Below are 17,525 nucleotides of genomic sequence, written 5' to 3'. Positions count from 1 at the left end.
GGCGACAATGCGTCGGCAAGTGATTATATAGATCGAAATCCTTATAAGCGCAGACCCAGTTAAGAACAGAGCAAAATGTCTTCCGAGACCATCAGCTATTTCTCGCATCCTTTCCCCCGCCGCCAATCGGTCGGTGTCAGTGTTGGTGGCGTTATCGTCGGTGGCAGTGCGCCGGTTGTCGTGCAGTCGATGACCAATACGGATACGGCGGATGTGGATGCCACCGTCGCGCAGGTCGCAGCCTTGCATCGCGCAGGGTCCGAGATCGTGCGCATTACGGTGGATCGCGATGAGTCTGCTGCCGCCGTGCCGAAAATTCGCGAGCGACTGGAGCGTCTGGGACATGACGTGCCGCTGGTCGGCGACTTTCATTATATCGGCCACAAACTGCTCGCCGATCATCCGGCCTGCGCGGAAGCGCTTGCGAAATATCGCATCAATCCGGGCAATGTCGGGTTCAAGGACAAGAAGGACAAGCAGTTCGCCGATATCGTCGAAATGGCGATCCGCTACAACAAACCGGTGCGCATCGGCGTGAACTGGGGTTCGCTCGATCAGGAACTTCTGACCACGCTGATGGATCGCAATCAGGACGCTGGCGCGCCATTGAGCGCACAGGAAGTCATGCGTGAGGCCATCGTGCAGTCCGCACTGATTTCCGCCAATCTGGCCGAAGAGATCGGGCTTGGTCGCGACAAGATCATTCTGTCGGCCAAGGTCAGCCAGGTGCAGGATCTGATCGCCGTCTATACGATGCTGGCGCAGCGTTCTAATCATGCGCTGCATCTGGGCCTCACCGAAGCTGGCATGGGCACCAAGGGCATCGTCGCCTCTTCGGCGGCCATGGGTATTTTGTTGCAGCAGGGCATTGGCGACACGATCCGCATTTCGCTGACCCCGGAACCGGGCGGCGACCGCACCCGCGAAGTGCAGGTGTCGCAGGAGCTTCTGCAAACCATGGGCTTCCGCCAGTTCATCCCGATCGTTGCGGCGTGCCCCGGTTGCGGGCGCACGACCTCGACGGTGTTTCAGGAACTGGCGCAGACCATTCAGGACGATATCCGCCGCAACATGCCGGTCTGGCGTGAAAAATATCCGGGCGTGGAAGCACTATCGGTCGCGGTCATGGGCTGCATCGTCAACGGTCCGGGCGAATCGAAGCACGCCGATATCGGCATTTCTCTTCCCGGCACGGGCGAAACGCCGTCCGCACCGGTCTTTGTCGATGGCAAAAAGGTGACGACACTGCGTGGTCCTGCCATTGCCGCAGATTTCCAGAAGATGGTTGCCGATTATATCGAAAACCGCTTCGGGCTTGGTCAGAAGATGGCTGCCGGACAGAACTAAGCGGAGCAGGTTACTGCGCGCGTAGCAGCTTCTGGTGTTGTCTTCAGTGTCGCGGCCCAGAAGACCAGTGTGACGAGGCTGATGCCTGCGCCAAGCAGGCACACGCCGTTCCAGCCCGCATGGGCATAGACCCAGGTTGAAACCGCTGAACCACTGGCGCTGCCGATGGAATAGAAAACCATATAGGCGGCAGTGAGCCGGTTCTGCGCGTCCGGACGCACACGATAGATCATCGCCTGATTGGTCACATGGACCGCCTGAAGGCCGAAATCGATAATCAGCACACCGACGATCAGCCACAATAAGGATTGCCCGAGCAGGGCAATGGGCGCCCATGCCACCAGCATCAGCGCAAGTGCTATGCCGGTCATGCGCTGGGCATGGCCGCGATCCGCAGCACTTCCGGCCCGTGAGGCCGCCAGCGCACCGGCTGCGCCCGCAAGGCCAAACAGACCGATCTCTGCATGGCTCAATTCAAAGGGCGGCACACTCAGCGGCATCACCAGAGGTGCGAGCAGAGTGGTGATATCGGCAAAGATCAGCATGGCGATGATGGCGCGTATACGCAGCACCGGCTCCTCTTTGAAAAGGGTTGCCAGCGACAGGATCAGCGCCGGGTAGGAAACGTTCGCGGCTTGTCGCTTCTGGCGCGGCAGGCTGCGCCAAAGCATGAGGCCGATCAGCAAGGTAACAACTGCCGAACTCAAATAGACACTGCGCCAGCCGCCAATATCGGTCAGCGCGCCTGCAACCGCGCGGGCGAGCAAGATGCCAAGCACGATACCGCTCGTCACAATCCCTACGACATGGCCGCGCTGCATGGGTTCTGCAAGGCTTGCGGCATAGGCCACAAGTGCTTGTGTAACCACGGCAAGAAGGCCGGTCGCTGCCATCGCGAGAAAGAGCAGGGCGGGTTGTCCGGCAATGCCGACGGCGGCCAGTGTCAGCGAGGACAGGAGGAAATGCGCTACGATCAGTTTGCGCCGGTCGAAGAGGTCGCCAAGCGGCACCAGAAAGATAAGACCCAGTCCATAGCCAATCTGGCTCGCACCGACGATCAGTCCCGCAGTGGAGCGGTCCAGTCCGATATCGTCGGCCATCACATCCAGCAACGGATGCGCAAAATAGACATTGGCAACGGCAAGACCGCTCGCAATGGCAAACAGAAGAAGGGTGGTGGTGGAGAGCGACGGACGCGCATCACTGTTCGCGGCAGTTTGCACTGCCGCGTCGGGAGAGATCTGCATGATGAACTCCAGCAAGTTTGGTTTTAATATGAAACCATTTTGCTTGTAGCGAAATAAGTTTTATATTGCAACCAAATTGACTGGATGGAGTGAAGATGGTTCGCAAGAAAAGCCTGAAAGGCGACTATTGCCCCAGTGCGCGGGCGCTGGATGTGATCGGCGACTGGTGGTCGCTGCTGATCGTGCGCGAGGCCTTTGACGACGTGACGCGCTTCAGTGCCTTTCAGAAGAATCTGGGCATTGCGCGCAATATTCTGGCCGAGCGTCTGCGCAAGCTGACTGGCGAGGGCATTCTGGAAAGCGTGCCCGATCCCAATGGCGGTGCGCATCAGGAATATGTGCTGACTGAGAAAGGGCGCGATCTTCTGCCGGTCGTGGTTGCCTTGCGGCAATGGGGCGAGACGCATCTCTTCGCGCCGGAGGAGCCGCATTCACGGCTGGTCGACAGTGTGTCGGGTCAGAATATTGCCAAGCTCGACGTGCGCGCGCAGGATGGGCGCATACTTTCTGTCGATGATGTCGTTCTGATCAAGGTCCGAGAAGACGATCTGTGAGTATCAGCTCTGGCGTTCGGCGATGAAGCGTGCGGCCTGCTTGAGAATATCGGCATCTTTGCCGAAAGGAGCGAGCAGGCTTTCCGCCTGAGCGACAAGGCCCGACAGTTGTTTGCGCGTCCAGTCAATGCCATGCAGCGCCACAAGCGTCGCCTTGCCAGCAGCTGCATCCTTGCCGGTCGCCTTGCCCATTGCAGCGGCATCTGCCGTCACATCCAGAAGGTCGTCGGCAAGCTGGAAAGCAAGACCGATGGCCGAGCCGAATTCCGCCATGCGTTCGCGATCTTCGCGGGAGGCGTCGGCGATGATTGCCCCTGCCTCGCAGGCAAAGCGGATCAGCGCGCCGGTTTTCATCGCCTGAAGCGTTATGATGCCAGCTTCGTCCGGCTTTTTTGTCTCGGCCATCAGGTCGAGGGCCTGTCCGCCCGCCATGCCGCCAAGGCCGGAAGCGCGGGCAAGGGCGGAAACCAGTTGTACGCGCACCGATGGATCGAGATCGGTCTCGTCAGAGGAGACAATGTCAAAAGCGTAGGTAAGAAGGCTGTCGCCCGCGAGAATCGCAGCCGCTTCGTCAAAGGCCTTGTGCACCGTCGGTTGGCCGCGGCGCAGATCGTCATCGTCCATCGCCGGAAGATCGTCGTGAACGAGCGAATAACAATGGATGCATTCCAGTGCTGCGGCAACCCGCAGGACGGCATCGCCGCTCTTGCCGAACAATGCAGCGCTTTCCACAACGAGGAACGGACGCAGTCTTTTGCCACCATTCAGCACGCCGTGACGCATGGCGGCGATCAGCCGTTCCGGTCGGGCGATCTCGCCAGTGCGAAGGCGCTCATCAAGAAGCCCGATCAGCATCGTTTCCACTTCGTGGGCGCGACGGTTCAGGGCATCGGTGAATTCGACAGTCACATGTTCCATGATGATCGGCATGGACGAAAGCGCTAATTTGGTCAACTGGGCATATCGATCAGCACAGGCTTTTTCATCAGACGGTCATCAAACGATATGTTTCCGGCTTGTTTCCAACGCAGGATTATGGAATCGGGTTCTATATTATTAAAGAATGGTTTATGTCGCTGGGGGAGTATATCAGGCGGTGGGCGTGGCCAAAATCATCTTAAAGAGCAAAAACGGTCGCAATTATCTGGCCGATCCCGTGTGGGGGCGTCGGATTGTTCTGGCGTTCCGGGTTTTGCTGGTGCTGGCGGTGTTACCGCTCTTTCTCCTCCTGGTCTATTCGATCCCCTTCGTGCGCCCAGTCTCAATGCTGATGGTGAAGGACTATGTCCTGTTGCAGAATGTTGATCGGCGCTGGGTGAGCATCGACGATATTTCGCCGAATGTGATCAATGCGGTCATGATGGCAGAAGACGGCCAATTCTGTAGCCATGGCGGCGTGGACTGGCATCAGCTCAGCATTGTGCTGGATGATGCCGGTGAAGGCGGTCCAAGCCGGGGTGCTTCCACCATCACCATGCAGACGGTGAAGAATCTCTTCCTGTGGAATGGGCGTTCTTTCATCCGCAAGGGGCTGGAATTTCCGCTGGCGCTGGCCGCCGATGCGATCCTGTCCAAGCGCCGGATCATGGAGATCTATCTGAACATCGCTGAGTGGGGCCCGGGCATTTACGGTATTGAAGCCGCTGCACAACATTACTTCAAGCGACCGGCTGCAAAGCTCAACGCGCAGCAGGCAGCGCTTCTGGCCGTAACCTTGCCCAATCCGGCACTGCGCAATCCGGCGAAGCCGACGCGCAACATGCAGCGCATAGCGCGTATCGTTGCCGGTCGCGCGGTACGCTCCGGTCCCTATGTGACCTGCGTACAATAAATGCGAGTCGTGAAAAAAAGATCAGACTCCGACTGGTCAAACCCCGCGAGAGCGTGTATAGGCACCTGACTTTCCGGAATTTTGTCCGCTGTGACAGGCTCCACCGGGGCCGTGCCGGACGTTTATTGACCGATCAGTGGAGCTGGATCCATGGCAGTACCTAAAAGAAAAACGTCTCCGTCGAAGCGCGGCATGCGCCGTTCGGCTGACGCTCTGAAGGCCCCGACTTATGTCGAGGACAAGAACTCGGGCGAACTTCGTCGTCCGCATCATATCGATCTGAAGAGCGGTATGTATCGCGGCCGTCAGGTCCTCGAAGCTAAGGAATAGGTCTGACGCTGCGGTTTACCGCAGCTTAGCAGACAGGTTTCAAAAACGCCGTTTCCGGGAAACCGGAAGCGGCGTTTTCTTTTATTATTTTTTGGAAAAATTTGATATTCGCACTATAGATGACGTTTACTTTTACCTTTTGATAAAAAAACAAATTTAGGCCGCATTTAAGATCAATTATATCAAGTGTATGATTTGTATTAATAAATTTATTGGGTCTGAACATGGAAGAATATTTCAAATCTGCAATTTTAAACTCCGGAATTTCATTAAGCTGCGTTGTTTCACTGTTCAATATAATTGACAATGCGAACTATAATGAATTTCATTCGATGAATATGTCTGACACACCCAGTTTGAATGGGCGTTTGGACGAAGATGGCGCCACGGCCATTACGCATTTCGCGCTCAATAATCTGGGATAACTGATGCGATGTGAAGGCCGCGAGTATTTCGCGGCCTTTCTCATTTTAGGCTCAGCCTGCGTCTGCGGTGAAGCCCGCCTTTTCTATGCCAGCAATGGCGACAGCTTCATCATTGTCGGATGTATCTCCCGAAACACCGACAGCACCAACAATTTCTCCATCGCTATTCTTGATGATGACGCCGCCAGGTACTGGAACGATTTTGCCGCCGGAAACGCCGGAGAGGCCCTCCAGAAAATGCGGGCGATCCTTTGCCTGATTGTGCAGCCAGCGCGAGCCGGTCCCGACCGCCAGAGCGCCAAAGGCTTTACCGGATGCGATTTCGAAGCGAAGGATCGATGTGCCGTCCTGCCGCTGGAATGCCTTGAGATTGCCGCCAGCATCGAACACCGAGACGGCGAGCGGCTTGAGCTTCAGTTCGGCGGCCTTGGCAAAAGCAGTTGCAATGATGGAATTGGCCTGATCGAGCGTGAGTTGGATCATCGGAAATCTCCTGTTTCAATACGCTCAGTTTAGCGCCTGTGGGATGATCCGCATCCGCTAAAGTAGCTCCATTCAGGAGAAACAGCTTTTCGCTTTGCCGCGGGTTTGTGATGTAATCCTTGCCAAGGCGGTCTTTTTGGTTTTTCTCTGTCGCAACAGTTTGTCACGGAGGAATAGCATGACTGCCGCAACCGATCCGAAAGCCATCGTTATCGCCAGCGCCGCTCGCACGGCAGTGGGGTCCTTCAACGGTGCTTTTGCCACTGTGCCTGCCCATGAACTGGGTGCGACGGTCATCAAGGCAGCTCTGGAACGGGCAGGCGTTGCAGCTGACGATGTCGATGAAGTCATTCTCGGACAGGTGCTGACGGCAGGCGAGGGGCAGAACCCTGCGCGTCAGGCTGCTATGGCGGCCGGTTGTCCGAAAGAAGCAACGGGTTTTGCGATCAACCAGCTTTGCGGTTCCGGCTTGCGCGCTGTTGCGCTCGGCATGCAGCAGATCCAGTCTGGCGATGCGAAGGTTATCGTGGCTGGCGGTCAGGAATCCATGTCCATGGCGCCGCATTGTGCGCATTTGCGCGGCGGCGTGAAAATGGGCGACTTCAAGATGATCGACACCATGCTCAAGGACGGTCTGACCGATGCGTTCCACGGCTATCACATGGGGATCACCGCAGAAAACATTGCACGTCAGTGGCAATTGACCCGCGCTGATCAGGATGAGTTCGCGCTCGGTTCGCAGCAAAAGGCGGAAGCGGCGCAGAAGGCGGGAAAGTTCGAGGATGAAATCGTCCCGTTCACGGTCAAGACGCGCAAGGGCGATGTTGTCATTTCCTCCGACGAATATATTCGTCCGGGCACGACCATTGAAGCGCTGAACAAGCTGAAGCCCGCCTTCGACAAGGAAGGCACAGTGACGGCGGGCAATGCATCCGGCCTGAATGATGGCGCGGCCGCTGTCGTGCTTATGGAGGCCGAGGAAGCCAGCAAGCGTGGCGTGAAACCGCTGGCGCGTATTGTCTCATGGGCAACGGTGGGTGTTGATCCGTCGATCATGGGCACGGGCCCGATTCCGGCAACGCGCAAGGCGCTGGAAAAGGCGGGCTGGACGATTGACGATCTGGAACTGGTGGAAGCGAATGAAGCTTTCGCCGCACAATCCTGCGCCGTTGTTCGCGATCTTGGCCTGAATCCGGAGATCGTCAACGTCAATGGTGGCGCGATTGCCATTGGTCATCCGATCGGCGCGTCAGGCGCGCGCGTGCTCACCACGCTGCTTTATGAAATGAAGCGCCGTGACGCCAAGCGCGGTCTGGCGACGCTCTGCATCGGCGGCGGCATGGGTGTTGCCATGTGCGTCGAACGGGACTGATCCGCGTCCCAACTGGATTTATCTTTCGGGCAGGCTGTGGGTTTCCGCAGCCTGCCTTTTTATGCCCGCAATGACAGGCTTGATGGCGAATGCAGTCGGGGAGCGCTCCGGTAAAACGCTCAAAGGTTAATGCAAAACGATGTCTTCGACCGAGTTTCGATACTACAACGGCGTCAATCGATGTTCCAATATGGTGCGATTAGGCAAAAGCCTACCAGATGTGGTGAGAACAAAGAGAGAAAGTTGATCAATCACCGATTCGTCGCCGATTCGTTCCGGCTTTGGCCTGAAGGTTAACGAAAATGGCTCTCTCGGCTTGATTTTCGATAACCAACTATTAGGAATTGTTAAGTTTTCTTTAAGCTGCTCAAAGTGCTGTCATTGGCTGTTGACGCGCTTCTGGCAAAAGTTAACGGCGATGGCGTTCTGTTCTGTTTATGTCGGGACGTCGCATCTATGAGATTCAGCATATGGTGGCTATCGACAATCTGGTTACCATATGTTGCCGTGAACAAAAGGCGAAGGAATCAGAGTCAGCGATTCGTAGCCGATTCGTTCCAGAGTCGTTCTATTCGTTAAATCGGGTCGTTTGCTAAGATCGACCATTTGTAAAAAATATCGGGCTGCCTAATTTTAAAAACGCGGGTGGTTCAAACTTAACAGGAGCGCTTTCGGCCAAGGTCGTATAGTGCTATCGCAAGACACGACAATCGGCCTCCCAATTGCACGTTGGGGTGCCTGCACCGGGAATTCTATTATTGGCATGAATCAACGCCCTGCCCATGATTTGCCGCTGACCCTGAGCGGCCGCGACGTGACTGCGGTGCTGGGGCCAACCAATACCGGCAAAACCCATCTCGCAATCGAGCGTATGCTGTCGCACGGGAGCGGCATGATCGGCCTGCCGCTGCGCCTTCTGGCGCGCGAGGTCTATAATCGTGTCGCGGAACGGGTCGGTGTGGCCAATGTCGCGCTGGTCACCGGCGAGGAAAAGATCGTCCCGCCCACCGCGCGCTATTCCGTTTGCACTGTGGAAGCCATGCCGCGCCGCACCGATGTGGCATTCGTCGCCATCGACGAGGTGCAGCTCGCGGGCGATCTCGAACGCGGACATATTTTTACAGACCGCATTTTGCATCTGCGCGGACGGCAGGAAACACTTCTGCTCGGTGCCGCGACCATGCGCACCATTCTGGAAAAGCTTCTGCGCGGCATCAATGTGGTGACGCGCCCGCGCCTTTCGCATCTGGCCTATGCCGGTTCCAAGAAGATCACGCGCCTGCCGAACCGTTCGGCCATTGTCGCTTTTTCCGCCGATGAGGTTTACGCGATTGCCGAGCTGATCCGTCGCCAGCGCGGCGGGGCTGCTGTGGTCATGGGCGCATTGTCGCCGCGCACGCGCAACGCGCAGGTCGAGCTTTATCAGTCCGGCGACGTGGATTTTCTGGTGGCGACCGATGCCATCGGCATGGGCCTCAATCTCGATGTCGATCATGTGGCCTTTGCGCAGAATCGCAAATTCGACGGCTATCAGTTCCGTGATCTCACGCCCGCCGAAGTGGGGCAGATCGCCGGTCGCGCCGGTCGCCATCTGCGCGACGGCACATTTGGCGTGACGGGACAGGTGCAGCCCTTCGACGACGAACTGGTCGAGCGGGTGGAAGCGCATAATTTCGATCCGGTGAAAGTGCTGCAATGGCGCACGGAGCGTTTCGACTTCTCGTCGATTGAATCCTTGCGCCGATCACTGGAAACGCCGGCTCCGGTCGAGGGGCTTGCCAAGGCTTTGCCGGCTGTCGACCAGCAGGCGCTTGAAAATCTGTCGAAAGACGGAGAGATTGTGCGCCTTGCGACAACGCCGGCGCGAATTGAACTTTTGTGGGATGCCTGTGCGCTTCCCGATTATCGTAAGATCGCACCGGCACAACATGCCGATATCATTGCGTCTATCTATCAGGATCTAGTGCGCCGAGGGAGCGTCGATGAAGATTATATGAGCGAACAGGTGCGCCGCGCCGATAGTACAGAGGGGGAAATCGACACTCTGTCGCACCGCGTGGCGCAAATTCGAACCTGGACTTTTGTGTCGCATAGGCCCGGTTGGCTTGCCGATCCGACACACTGGCAGGAAAAGACGCGCGAAATAGAGGACAGATTGTCCGACGCGCTGCATGAAAGGTTGACGAAACGCTTTGTAGACCGCAGGACAAGCGTGCTTATGAGGCGCCTGAGAGAGAATGCCATGCTTGAAGCAGAAATCAGCCCGGCCGGAGACGTGAGTGTCGAAGGCCACAATGTTGGGCAACTGGAAGGATTCCGTTTCACCGCCGACGTCCAGGCCGAGGGGCCAGACGCGAAGGCAGTGAAGACGGCTGCGCAAAAGGCGCTGGCCGCCGAGTTCGATCGCCGTGCGGAGCGCTTTGCGGCTGCTCCCAACGGAGACTTCGCGCTTGGTTCGGACGGTGTCTTGCGCTGGGTCGGTGCGACCGTCGCAACTTTGGTTGCAGGCGACGACATTCTGAAGCCGCGCACGGTGATCCTTGCCGACGAACAGCTTACTGGTCCCGCACGGGACAAGGTCGCTGCGCGCATCGACCGTTTCGTGGCGCATCACATCGAAACCGTTCTGAAGCCCCTGACTGATCTTGCCGGCGCCGACGCGCTGACCGGCATGACGCGCGGTCTGGCTTTCCAGATTGTCGAGAATCTCGGCATTCTCCAGCGCCGTGAGGTGGTGGAGGAAGTACGTGGTCTCGATCAGGATTCGCGTGCGGCGCTCCGTCGCCTTGGCGTGCGTTTCGGTGCTTATCACGTCTTCATGCCCATGCTGCTGAAGCCGGCTCCTGCCGGTCTCATCACGCTGCTCTGGGCGTTGAAGAACGATGGTCGCGAGCGTGCCGGTTACGGCGATGTGGTCAATGTTCTGGCCGCTGGTCGTACGTCTGTCGTCGTCGATCCGGCTTTCGATCCGATGTTCTATCGTCTGGCAGGCTATCGCGTGCTTGGCCGTCGTGCGGTTCGTATCGACATTCTGGAACGTCTTGCCGATCTCATCCGTCCGGCTCTGGCCTGGCGTCCGGGTTCGGGTGCTCGTCCCGATGGCGCTTATGACGGCGGACGTTTCATCGTCACGCCTGCCATGATGTCGATCCTCGGTGCGACCACCGAAGACATGGAAGAAATCCTCAAGAGCCTGGGTTATCGCCATGAGGCGATGGAAGCAGCCGATGTTGCAGCCAAGCTTGCGGAACTGGATGCCTTTGCAGCCGAAGCTGCTGCCAAGGATGCAGGTGCTGCCGTTTCCGCTGTTGCAGCGGAAGCTGAAAAGCCTGTCGTGCCCGCAGCAGAACCTGTGCCTGCACCGGTTGCCGCTGTTGAAGTGAAGGCGGAAGAGCTAGCACCAGCTGCAGAAGCTCCCGTTGCCGAAGCCGCTGCACCTGCCGGTGACGCGGTTGCGGAAGAGCCGAAGCCGGTTCTGTTGTGGCGTCAGGGCCGTTTCGAAGGTCGTAACCGCAATCAGGAACAGAACAACCGTCAGCGTCATGGTGGCCAGAACAATCGTGGTCAGCAGGGCGAGGCACGCAAGTCGGAAGGCGGCGACGAGCAGAATGCACGTGGCGGCAAGCGTTTCGACAAGAACAAGCGTCACAATCATGACGGTGAAGGTCAGGGCAAGCGCGAAGGCTTCAAGGGTAAACCCCGTGATGGCGGCGGTCGTGACCGCCAGCCAAAGCGCGAGCATGGTGCCCCTCACGGCGCATCGCAGGGCAACAAGCGCTTCGAGCAGGAACGCCCCGCACGGATCGATCCCGATTCGCCGTTCGCCAAGCTTCTGGCTCTCAAGGAGCAGATGAAGAAGTAAGATGACCGGTGAACCGAGCGGAAGACAGCGTATCGACAAGTGGCTGTTCTTCGCGCGCGTGGTCAAATCAAGATCGCTGGCGGCGAAACTCGCCGTCGGCGGCAAAGTCCGGGTCAACCGCGACAAGATCGATCAGGCCGCACATCAGGTGAAAGTCGGCGATGTGCTGACCGTTACGCTTGATGGCCGCATCCTTGTTTACAAGGTGCTGCTGCCCGGCGAGCGCCGCGGCCCCGCACCGGAAGCCCAGCTTCTCTATCAAGATATGTCGCCCCCTCCGGTATCTTCGACCGATCCGGCAGTCACAGCCTTGCCGCAGCGTGAGAGTGGTGCTGGACGTCCCACCAAGAAAGAACGACGCGATACGGACCGCCTGCGCGGGATTTGATCCGGACGTGTTGCCGCAGCCGCAGAAGTGGTCGCGATGGAAATTGCGCTCCAAGGCGCTTTAACGAAAGTGTTTTCTACGCTTTCAGGTTGAGACGAAATGCGGTTTCCGCCATTTGCGCGATGCTTACAATGCGGCGATTGCACCCTTGTCAGAGCGCAATAAAATCGTTACCTCACGCTGTGTCACGAAGGACATGACGATAAAAAGGGTCATCCGATCCGCTATCGTTTCCATGGACCGTGACGTCGTGGCGAGATATTTCATGACATAACCATTCCCATGGCCTGTCGGATATCGGCGCAAAACACCAGGATAGATAAACCACCTCTCGGGAAGAGGGGCGGTAACAGGAGTTCGACGATGACCTATGTCGTGACCGATAATTGCATTCGCTGCAAATATACGGACTGCGTCGAGGTCTGTCCGGTCGATTGCTTCTACGAAGGCGAGAACATGCTCGTCATCAATCCTGACGAGTGCATCGACTGCGGCGTGTGCGAGCCGGAATGCCCTGCTGAAGCCATCAGCCCGGATACCGAGCCTGGCCTCGACAAGTGGCTGGAACTCAATACGGAATATGCGGCGAAGTGGCCGAATATCACCGTCAAGAAGGATGCCTTGCCGGAAGCCAAGGAAATGGACGGCGTCACGGGCAAGCTCGAGAACCATTTCTCCCCGGAGCCAGGCAGCGGCGACTAAGCCTTGACCTGCCTATCGTCTTGTCATCGCATGTAGATTAGCATTGCCTTGCACTTGCTTTTTCTACATGAAGGCGGCAAAAGACGAATAAAATCACGGGAAAGCACCGGCAAAACAGGTGTATTAGGTTGCCAGACGGGACATATCTGGCAATTTGTTGATTCTTTCGCGAAATTGTGTTAGCCTGCACCAATAATTTCGGTGACTGGACGTCAATTCGTGGCGCAAATGCGTTTTTCTCAGAAAGGCTGATGTTTTTTACCGGGCTAAAATTGGCACCGGGGTGGATGATTGCGATCAAACGCAAGGTCCTGAAAAGTTGTTGGCTTCTCAGGACGGTTTTATGCGCCGCAACACCATTCCGTTTCTGCTCCTTTGCTTGCCCGATAGAGAAAATCTGCCGTTAGAGGCGTTTCCGGTCATCGCATTTTGCAGTCAGATGGAAAACATCTGACGCCGCATAAATGCGCCTTAACAGCGGCCTGGAGCGCCGGTCTGCTTTCGTCAGATCGACATCTGCTCCGGTGCCGACAACAGCTTCCGTGCTTTGTAGAAGCGCGGTCGAAGATCATGTGTCAACCGGCGGGTCGCGCCGGGCACAACAGGGAGTATTGAAGCGTATGTCATCCCAGCAGAAAAAACCCGCAATCCGTGGTGGTTTCAAGACCGGTGAGTCGATTGTGTATCCGGCTCATGGCGTTGGTCAGATCGTAGCGATCGAAGAGCAGGAAGTGGCTGGTCACAAGCTTGAACTTTTCGTGATCGATTTCGAAAAAGATAAGATGCGTCTGAAGGTACCGGTCGCCAAGGCCGCAACCATCGGTATGCGCAAGCTGTCTGAAACGGATTATGTGGAGCGTGCTCTGAAGGTGGTGCAAGGTCGTGCCCGTGTGAAGCGTACCATGTGGTCGCGCCGCGCACAGGAATATGATGCGAAGATCAATTCCGGCGACCTGATCTCTATTTCTGAAGTTGTGCGCGATCTCTATCGTGCTGAAAACCAGCCGGAACAGTCCTATTCCGAACGCCAGCTTTATGAAGCTGCTCTCGACCGCATGGCTCGCGAAATCGCAGCCGTCAACAAGCTGTCGGATACCGAGGCTGTCCGTCTCATTGAAGCCAATCTCGCCAAGGGACCCAAGCGCGGCAAAGCCGATGCTGAAGCCGACCTTGAAGATGATGAAGTTGAAGCTGCATAAGTTTCACTTTTCTCGATGTTTTAAAAAGCCCGGCGAAAGCCGGGTTTTTTATTTCTGCTGTGTTGGAGCGCGGTTCACTCCGATCGGATGATGCTGTCTGCTACAGCGACTTGCTTCAAACTTGAATGATTTTCTAAATCAATCATTTACCTCACCTGACTTTTGTCAGCGTTGTCAGAGATTTATACTTTTCGAATGGAACCGGATCGCTTTTCGCGCGTTGTGCAAGACACCAGTTCGTAATGGGTTTGTTTTGCGGCGTTCGAACGTGTGCCTCAAGACTGTCCAAAGAGGGCGTTCTGAACGACTTTTGTTAGTGTTCAATTGTTCTTCGCGTAACTGGCATATCCTTCAGCCTGGCATCCGGAAGGGTGTCGGTTCAGAACAGGAGAACCAGATGAAGCCGTCATCAATAAGCAGTTCTTCCGCAGTTCCCGCACATCGCATGCCGCCGGCTGCGCGTAATCTCCCAACGCCAGCCTCGTCCTCCCAATCTATGATCCGCAGCGCAATGTCGGCTCCTTATCTGGAGCGCGAAGAGGAGCGGGCTCTCGCCGTTCGCTGGAAAGAATTGAAAGATCAGGATGCCCTGCATCGCATCACCTCGGCGCATATGCGTCTGGTGATTTCCATGGCCGGGCGTTTTCGCAAGTTCAAGCTGCCGATGAACGATCTCATTCAGGAGGGCTATGTCGGTCTTCTGGAGGCAGCCGCCCGTTTCGATCCGGACCGCGAGGTCCGTTTCTCGACCTATGCCTCCTGGTGGATCCGCGCATCCATGCAGGACTATATTCTGCGCAACTGGTCCATCGTTCGCGGTGGTACAAGCTCAGCACAGAAAGCTCTGTTCTTCAATCTTCGCCGTCTGCGTTCCAAGCTTGCTCAGGCCGACGACACCATGAGCAAGGCCGAAATCTATCGCGAGATTTCTGATCAGCTGGGCGTTTCGGCCACCGATGTGGAGTTCATGGACAGTCGCCTGTCCGGTCCAGACAGTTCCTTATCTGCGCCGGTCAATAATGATGAGTCCGGGGCGTCGCGGCGCATGGATTTTCTTGTCGACGATCATCCGCTTCAGGATGAGGTTGCCGAAAGCTCCATCGATATGGAGCGTCGGAACCAGTGGCTGCATGTTGCGCTGCATTCGCTCAATGAGCGCGAGTTGCACATCATCCGCGAGCGTCGTCTCGACGATGATGGCGTGACACTGGAAGCGCTGGGCGAAAAGCTCGGTATTTCCAAGGAACGTGTGCGCCAGATCGAAAGCCGGGCGCTGGAAAAGCTCAAGATCGCGCTGCTCAGCCAGCACGAACTGGCGGCCTATCAGGCTTGAGGGGCAGATAAATCAGGCAGCGCAAGAAAAGGGGCGGTTGGACCGCCCTTTCTTTTTGTCAGTCAGGACTTGTCGCCGTCGAGACGGTTTGTCCAATCCTCAACCTTGCGGTTTTCCAGCCGACGGACGGCATAACGCTTCCAGCCATCGGCCAGATGCGGGATTTCGGCCATGAGCGCCAGCTCGTCGTAGTTGAGCATATCGACATAAAGCAGATGCCAGACACGGTGGAGCGACCATTCAGGTGAAAGGCGTTCAACCAGCACCATGCTGTCGCCGGTCTGCGCTTCACCTTCTTCCAGAACGCGATAATACCAGCCGGTTCTCCCGGTCTTCTGGACGCGGATCGCCATGTCGGGTGTCTCGAAACGCGCATTGAGTTTCCAGCACGGCTGACGCCCCTGCGAAACCTCGATCAGCGCCGTGCCGAAGCGGAAACGGTCGCCGACAGCGACATTGTGCTCATCAAGACCGGTGGTGGAAATGTTTTCACCGAAAGCGCCAGCAGCATTGAGGCGGTGATTGTCGCCGATATCCGTGCGCCAGACGGCGTAATGATCGTGAGGATAATGATGCAGGGCCTTCTCAGGCCCGCCATGCACCTTGCGGTCGCCTTGCTTATCGCAATCGAGGCCGACCAATGTCACGCGGACCTTGCCGGTAACAGGGCGCTTGTCGATAGCGCTCGGCGCGTGACGTGGGCCGAGTGGAGCAATCTGGCCTGCAAGCAATGCGTCGATACGGGTTTCCATATTACTCACTGATGATTTTCACGCGGTCGCCGACGGAGACAGTGGCTCCCGCTGGCATGGCATTGAGCAGGCGCAACAGTTCGAGCTTGCGCGTCGTGCCCTGAACGCGTGACGACAGGCTTGCCATAGTGTCACCCGGCTTCACCGTCACAACACGGATGCGCAGCGGCTTGATGGCGTTCTGCTCGGCAGGCGTGAGAAGGCGGAAGGACTGCGTCACCGTCTGCGAGGCCGGAAGCAGAGCGTTGCTGCCTTTCGGCGCTGCGGTCAGGAAGCGATAGACCTTGTTGTTTGCGCCAATCACCACGATGTCGAACTGCCAGCGGTCGGCAGCCGCGCGCGCGGTTGCGGCAGGCAACCCGTTGATGGTGGTTGCCTGAATGGAGCTTTCGTCCAGACCGGTCACCCAGCCCGACTTGATATAATCGGTGAGGCTGGAACCGGATGGCAGGGAAGCGCCGTCGAAGCGGATTGCCACTTCGCCAGGACCACTCGCCATGACGGCGGTGGCGGAATTGTCGATGGTGAAGCCTTCGGGTGCACGGAACGTCACACCGAGCTTCGGGTGAATGAAGGTCTGTTCGCGAATATAGCCCTCATTGGGCGAGTCGCCGTAGAGCAGCCCGTCTATCCCATCAAGGAACGAATCGCGGTCGGTTGTGCCGACACCCGGTGCGCCGATGCGGCGGGCATGACCCAGCGCCAGTTCGATGCGTTGCGGCGTCGCAGGGTGGCTTGCGAGGAAGTCGAGGCTGGCATCGGTCGCGCCCGAGACCGAACGGAAGCCGGTATAGGCCTCCATCGATTGCAGGAAACGCGCCGAGGCGAAAGGATCATAACCCGCTTCGCCGATCATCTTGATGCCGATCGCGTCGGCCTGCAGTTCCTGATTGCGTGAGAACTGGGCAAGGCGCAGTTTGCCGCGAATAAGCGCTTCGCGGCTGGCGGACTCGTTGTGCAGCACTTCGCTGGCCACACGACCGGCGATTTCGGTCTCCGCTTCCTTTTCCTGCCGCAGAATGCCGTGATTGGCAACGACATGGCCCATTTCATGGGCGATCACGGCTGCGACCTCCGAGGAATCATTGGCGAGCGCCAGCAGGCCGCGCGTCACATAGAGATAGCCACCGGGCAGGGCGAAGGCGTTGATGTTGGGTGAATCGAGAATGGTGATGCGGTAGGTCTGCTCCGGCTTGTCGGAAACGGTCGTGAGCTTGCCCACGATCTTCGCCACCATGCGCTCCAGCCGCTGGTCCTTGTATTCGCCGCCATAGGTGGCGAGGATGCGCGGATGCTGTTGCGCGCCGATCTGCGCCAGCTTGTCGTTGCGCGTCACATTGTCGACCGTCACCGGATTATCCGATGGCTGCAAGCCGAGATCCTTGCTGGAATTGATCGACTGGCACCCGGAAATCAGGGCGACAGCAAACAAGCCAAAACCCACGGCTGTTTTCCGCCAATTGCGCTGCGTCCGTTCTGGCAGGGAGACTGGAAGACACAGGGAGGCCCGGATACGGGTCTTGTGACGGAACAGTATTTTATCCTCGCGATTCATACATCATCAGGTCGTCCGCAAATCTAGTCACAGTCTGGCAGACGTACAAGCGGCCCGGTAAAGTTGAATACGGTTCTTCCGGGGGATTGCGAACAAAATATGTCCGTTACCGTAACTCTATTTGAGATTAGAGCATTTCCAGCAA

The 17,525-nt window shown here is 57.2% G+C and carries 16 protein-coding genes; 10 read left to right on the top strand and 6 right to left on the bottom strand.

The features are described 5' to 3' along the window. The first annotated feature begins 75 nt into the window (after positions 1 to 75). Positions 76 to 1,347, top strand: coding sequence for a flavodoxin-dependent (E)-4-hydroxy-3-methylbut-2-enyl-diphosphate synthase (ispG, locus tag FHW03_RS17040; protein ID WP_182521708.1), 1,272 nt, complete (start codon positions 76 to 78; stop codon positions 1,345 to 1,347). On the opposite strand, the gene FHW03_RS17035 is transcribed toward ispG, so the two are convergent. Then, entirely contained in the window at positions 1,344 to 2,594 is a 1,251-nt protein-coding gene (locus FHW03_RS17035) for an MFS transporter (protein ID WP_182521707.1), read from the bottom strand. The two genes, ispG and FHW03_RS17035, sit on opposite strands and share 4 nt — an antisense overlap. Before the next feature lie 95 nt (positions 2,595 to 2,689). On the opposite strand from FHW03_RS17035, the gene FHW03_RS17030 reads away from it, so the two are divergent. Next, the gene (locus FHW03_RS17030) at positions 2,690 to 3,148 is read left to right on the top strand and encodes a helix-turn-helix domain-containing protein (protein ID WP_182521706.1); all 459 of its coding nucleotides are present in this window, start codon (positions 2,690 to 2,692) and stop codon (positions 3,146 to 3,148) included. 3 nt (positions 3,149 to 3,151) lie between these two features. On the opposite strand, the gene FHW03_RS17025 is transcribed toward FHW03_RS17030, so the two are convergent. After that, positions 3,152 to 4,066, bottom strand: a complete 915-nt coding sequence (locus FHW03_RS17025; RefSeq protein WP_182521783.1) for a polyprenyl synthetase family protein — start codon at positions 4,064 to 4,066, stop codon at positions 3,152 to 3,154. Between the two features lie 184 nt (positions 4,067 to 4,250). Here FHW03_RS17025 and mtgA point away from each other — a divergent pair, with 184 nt between their 5' ends. Both mtgA and rpmF read left to right on the top strand, forming a co-directional pair. Continuing rightward, positions 4,251 to 4,979, top strand: a complete 729-nt coding sequence (gene mtgA, locus FHW03_RS17020; protein ID WP_182521705.1) for a monofunctional biosynthetic peptidoglycan transglycosylase — start codon at positions 4,251 to 4,253, stop codon at positions 4,977 to 4,979. Positions 4,980 to 5,129: 150 nt separating this feature from the next. After that, on the top strand, positions 5,130 to 5,309 hold the full coding sequence (rpmF, locus tag FHW03_RS17015) for a 50S ribosomal protein L32 (protein ID WP_006467787.1): 180 nt from the start codon (positions 5,130 to 5,132) through the stop codon (positions 5,307 to 5,309). 476 nt (positions 5,310 to 5,785) lie between these two features. Here the strand turns inward: rpmF and FHW03_RS17010 are convergent, their stop codons facing one another. Next, on the bottom strand, positions 5,786 to 6,217 hold the full coding sequence (locus FHW03_RS17010) for a heme-binding protein (protein WP_182521704.1): 432 nt from the start codon (positions 6,215 to 6,217) through the stop codon (positions 5,786 to 5,788). Between the two features lie 178 nt (positions 6,218 to 6,395). On the opposite strand from FHW03_RS17010, the gene FHW03_RS17005 reads away from it, so the two are divergent. The 3 genes from FHW03_RS17005 (at position 6,396) to FHW03_RS16995 (ending at position 11,839) form a co-directional block, all read left to right on the top strand. Continuing rightward, positions 6,396 to 7,589 carry an acetyl-CoA C-acetyltransferase gene (locus FHW03_RS17005; protein WP_182521703.1) on the top strand — a complete coding sequence of 398 codons (1,194 nt, stop codon included), beginning with the start codon at positions 6,396 to 6,398 and terminating at the stop codon, positions 7,587 to 7,589. Between the two features lie 763 nt (positions 7,590 to 8,352). Beyond that, positions 8,353 to 11,451 (top strand): helicase-related protein, encoded by a 3,099-nt coding sequence (locus tag FHW03_RS17000; protein WP_182521702.1) that lies wholly within the window; start codon positions 8,353 to 8,355, stop codon positions 11,449 to 11,451. A gap of 1 nt (position 11,452) precedes the next feature. Beyond that, positions 11,453 to 11,839: an RNA-binding S4 domain-containing protein gene (locus FHW03_RS16995; protein ID WP_182521701.1), complete on the top strand. Its 387-nt coding sequence runs from the start codon at positions 11,453 to 11,455 to the stop codon at positions 11,837 to 11,839. A 126-nt stretch (positions 11,840 to 11,965) separates the two neighbouring features. On the opposite strand, the gene FHW03_RS16990 is transcribed toward FHW03_RS16995, so the two are convergent. After that, entirely contained in the window at positions 11,966 to 12,106 is a 141-nt protein-coding gene (locus tag FHW03_RS16990; protein ID WP_182521700.1) for a hypothetical protein, read from the bottom strand. Between the two features lie 96 nt (positions 12,107 to 12,202). Here FHW03_RS16990 and fdxA point away from each other — a divergent pair, with 96 nt between their 5' ends. From fdxA to FHW03_RS16975, 3 genes are all read left to right on the top strand, one after another. After that, positions 12,203 to 12,541 carry a ferredoxin FdxA gene (gene fdxA, locus FHW03_RS16985; RefSeq protein ID WP_078339526.1) on the top strand — a complete coding sequence of 113 codons (339 nt, stop codon included), beginning with the start codon at positions 12,203 to 12,205 and terminating at the stop codon, positions 12,539 to 12,541. A gap of 620 nt (positions 12,542 to 13,161) precedes the next feature. After that, positions 13,162 to 13,740 carry a CarD family transcriptional regulator gene (locus FHW03_RS16980; protein WP_078339525.1) on the top strand — a complete coding sequence of 193 codons (579 nt, stop codon included), beginning with the start codon at positions 13,162 to 13,164 and terminating at the stop codon, positions 13,738 to 13,740. A 397-nt stretch (positions 13,741 to 14,137) separates the two neighbouring features. Beyond that, positions 14,138 to 15,073, top strand: a complete 936-nt coding sequence (locus FHW03_RS16975; RefSeq protein ID WP_182521699.1) for an RNA polymerase factor sigma-32 — start codon at positions 14,138 to 14,140, stop codon at positions 15,071 to 15,073. 62 nt (positions 15,074 to 15,135) lie between these two features. On the opposite strand, the gene FHW03_RS16970 is transcribed toward FHW03_RS16975, so the two are convergent. Next, positions 15,136 to 15,825: an MOSC domain-containing protein gene (locus tag FHW03_RS16970; RefSeq protein ID WP_182521782.1), complete on the bottom strand. Its 690-nt coding sequence runs from the start codon at positions 15,823 to 15,825 to the stop codon at positions 15,136 to 15,138. 1 nt (position 15,826) lies between these two features. Continuing rightward, positions 15,827 to 17,308 carry a cell division protease CdlP gene (gene cdlP, locus FHW03_RS16965; RefSeq protein WP_182521781.1) on the bottom strand — a complete coding sequence of 494 codons (1,482 nt, stop codon included), beginning with the start codon at positions 17,306 to 17,308 and terminating at the stop codon, positions 15,827 to 15,829. Positions 17,309 to 17,525: the final 217 nt, after the last annotated feature.

The sequence above is a fragment of the Ochrobactrum sp. RH2CCR150 genome (genome assembly GCA_014138095.1).
In the GTDB taxonomy this organism is placed as follows: Bacteria; Pseudomonadota; Alphaproteobacteria; order Rhizobiales; family Rhizobiaceae; genus Brucella; species Brucella gambitense.
Note: the sequence above shows the minus strand (reverse complement) of the source record. Positions and strands in the feature narration are given on the sequence as shown.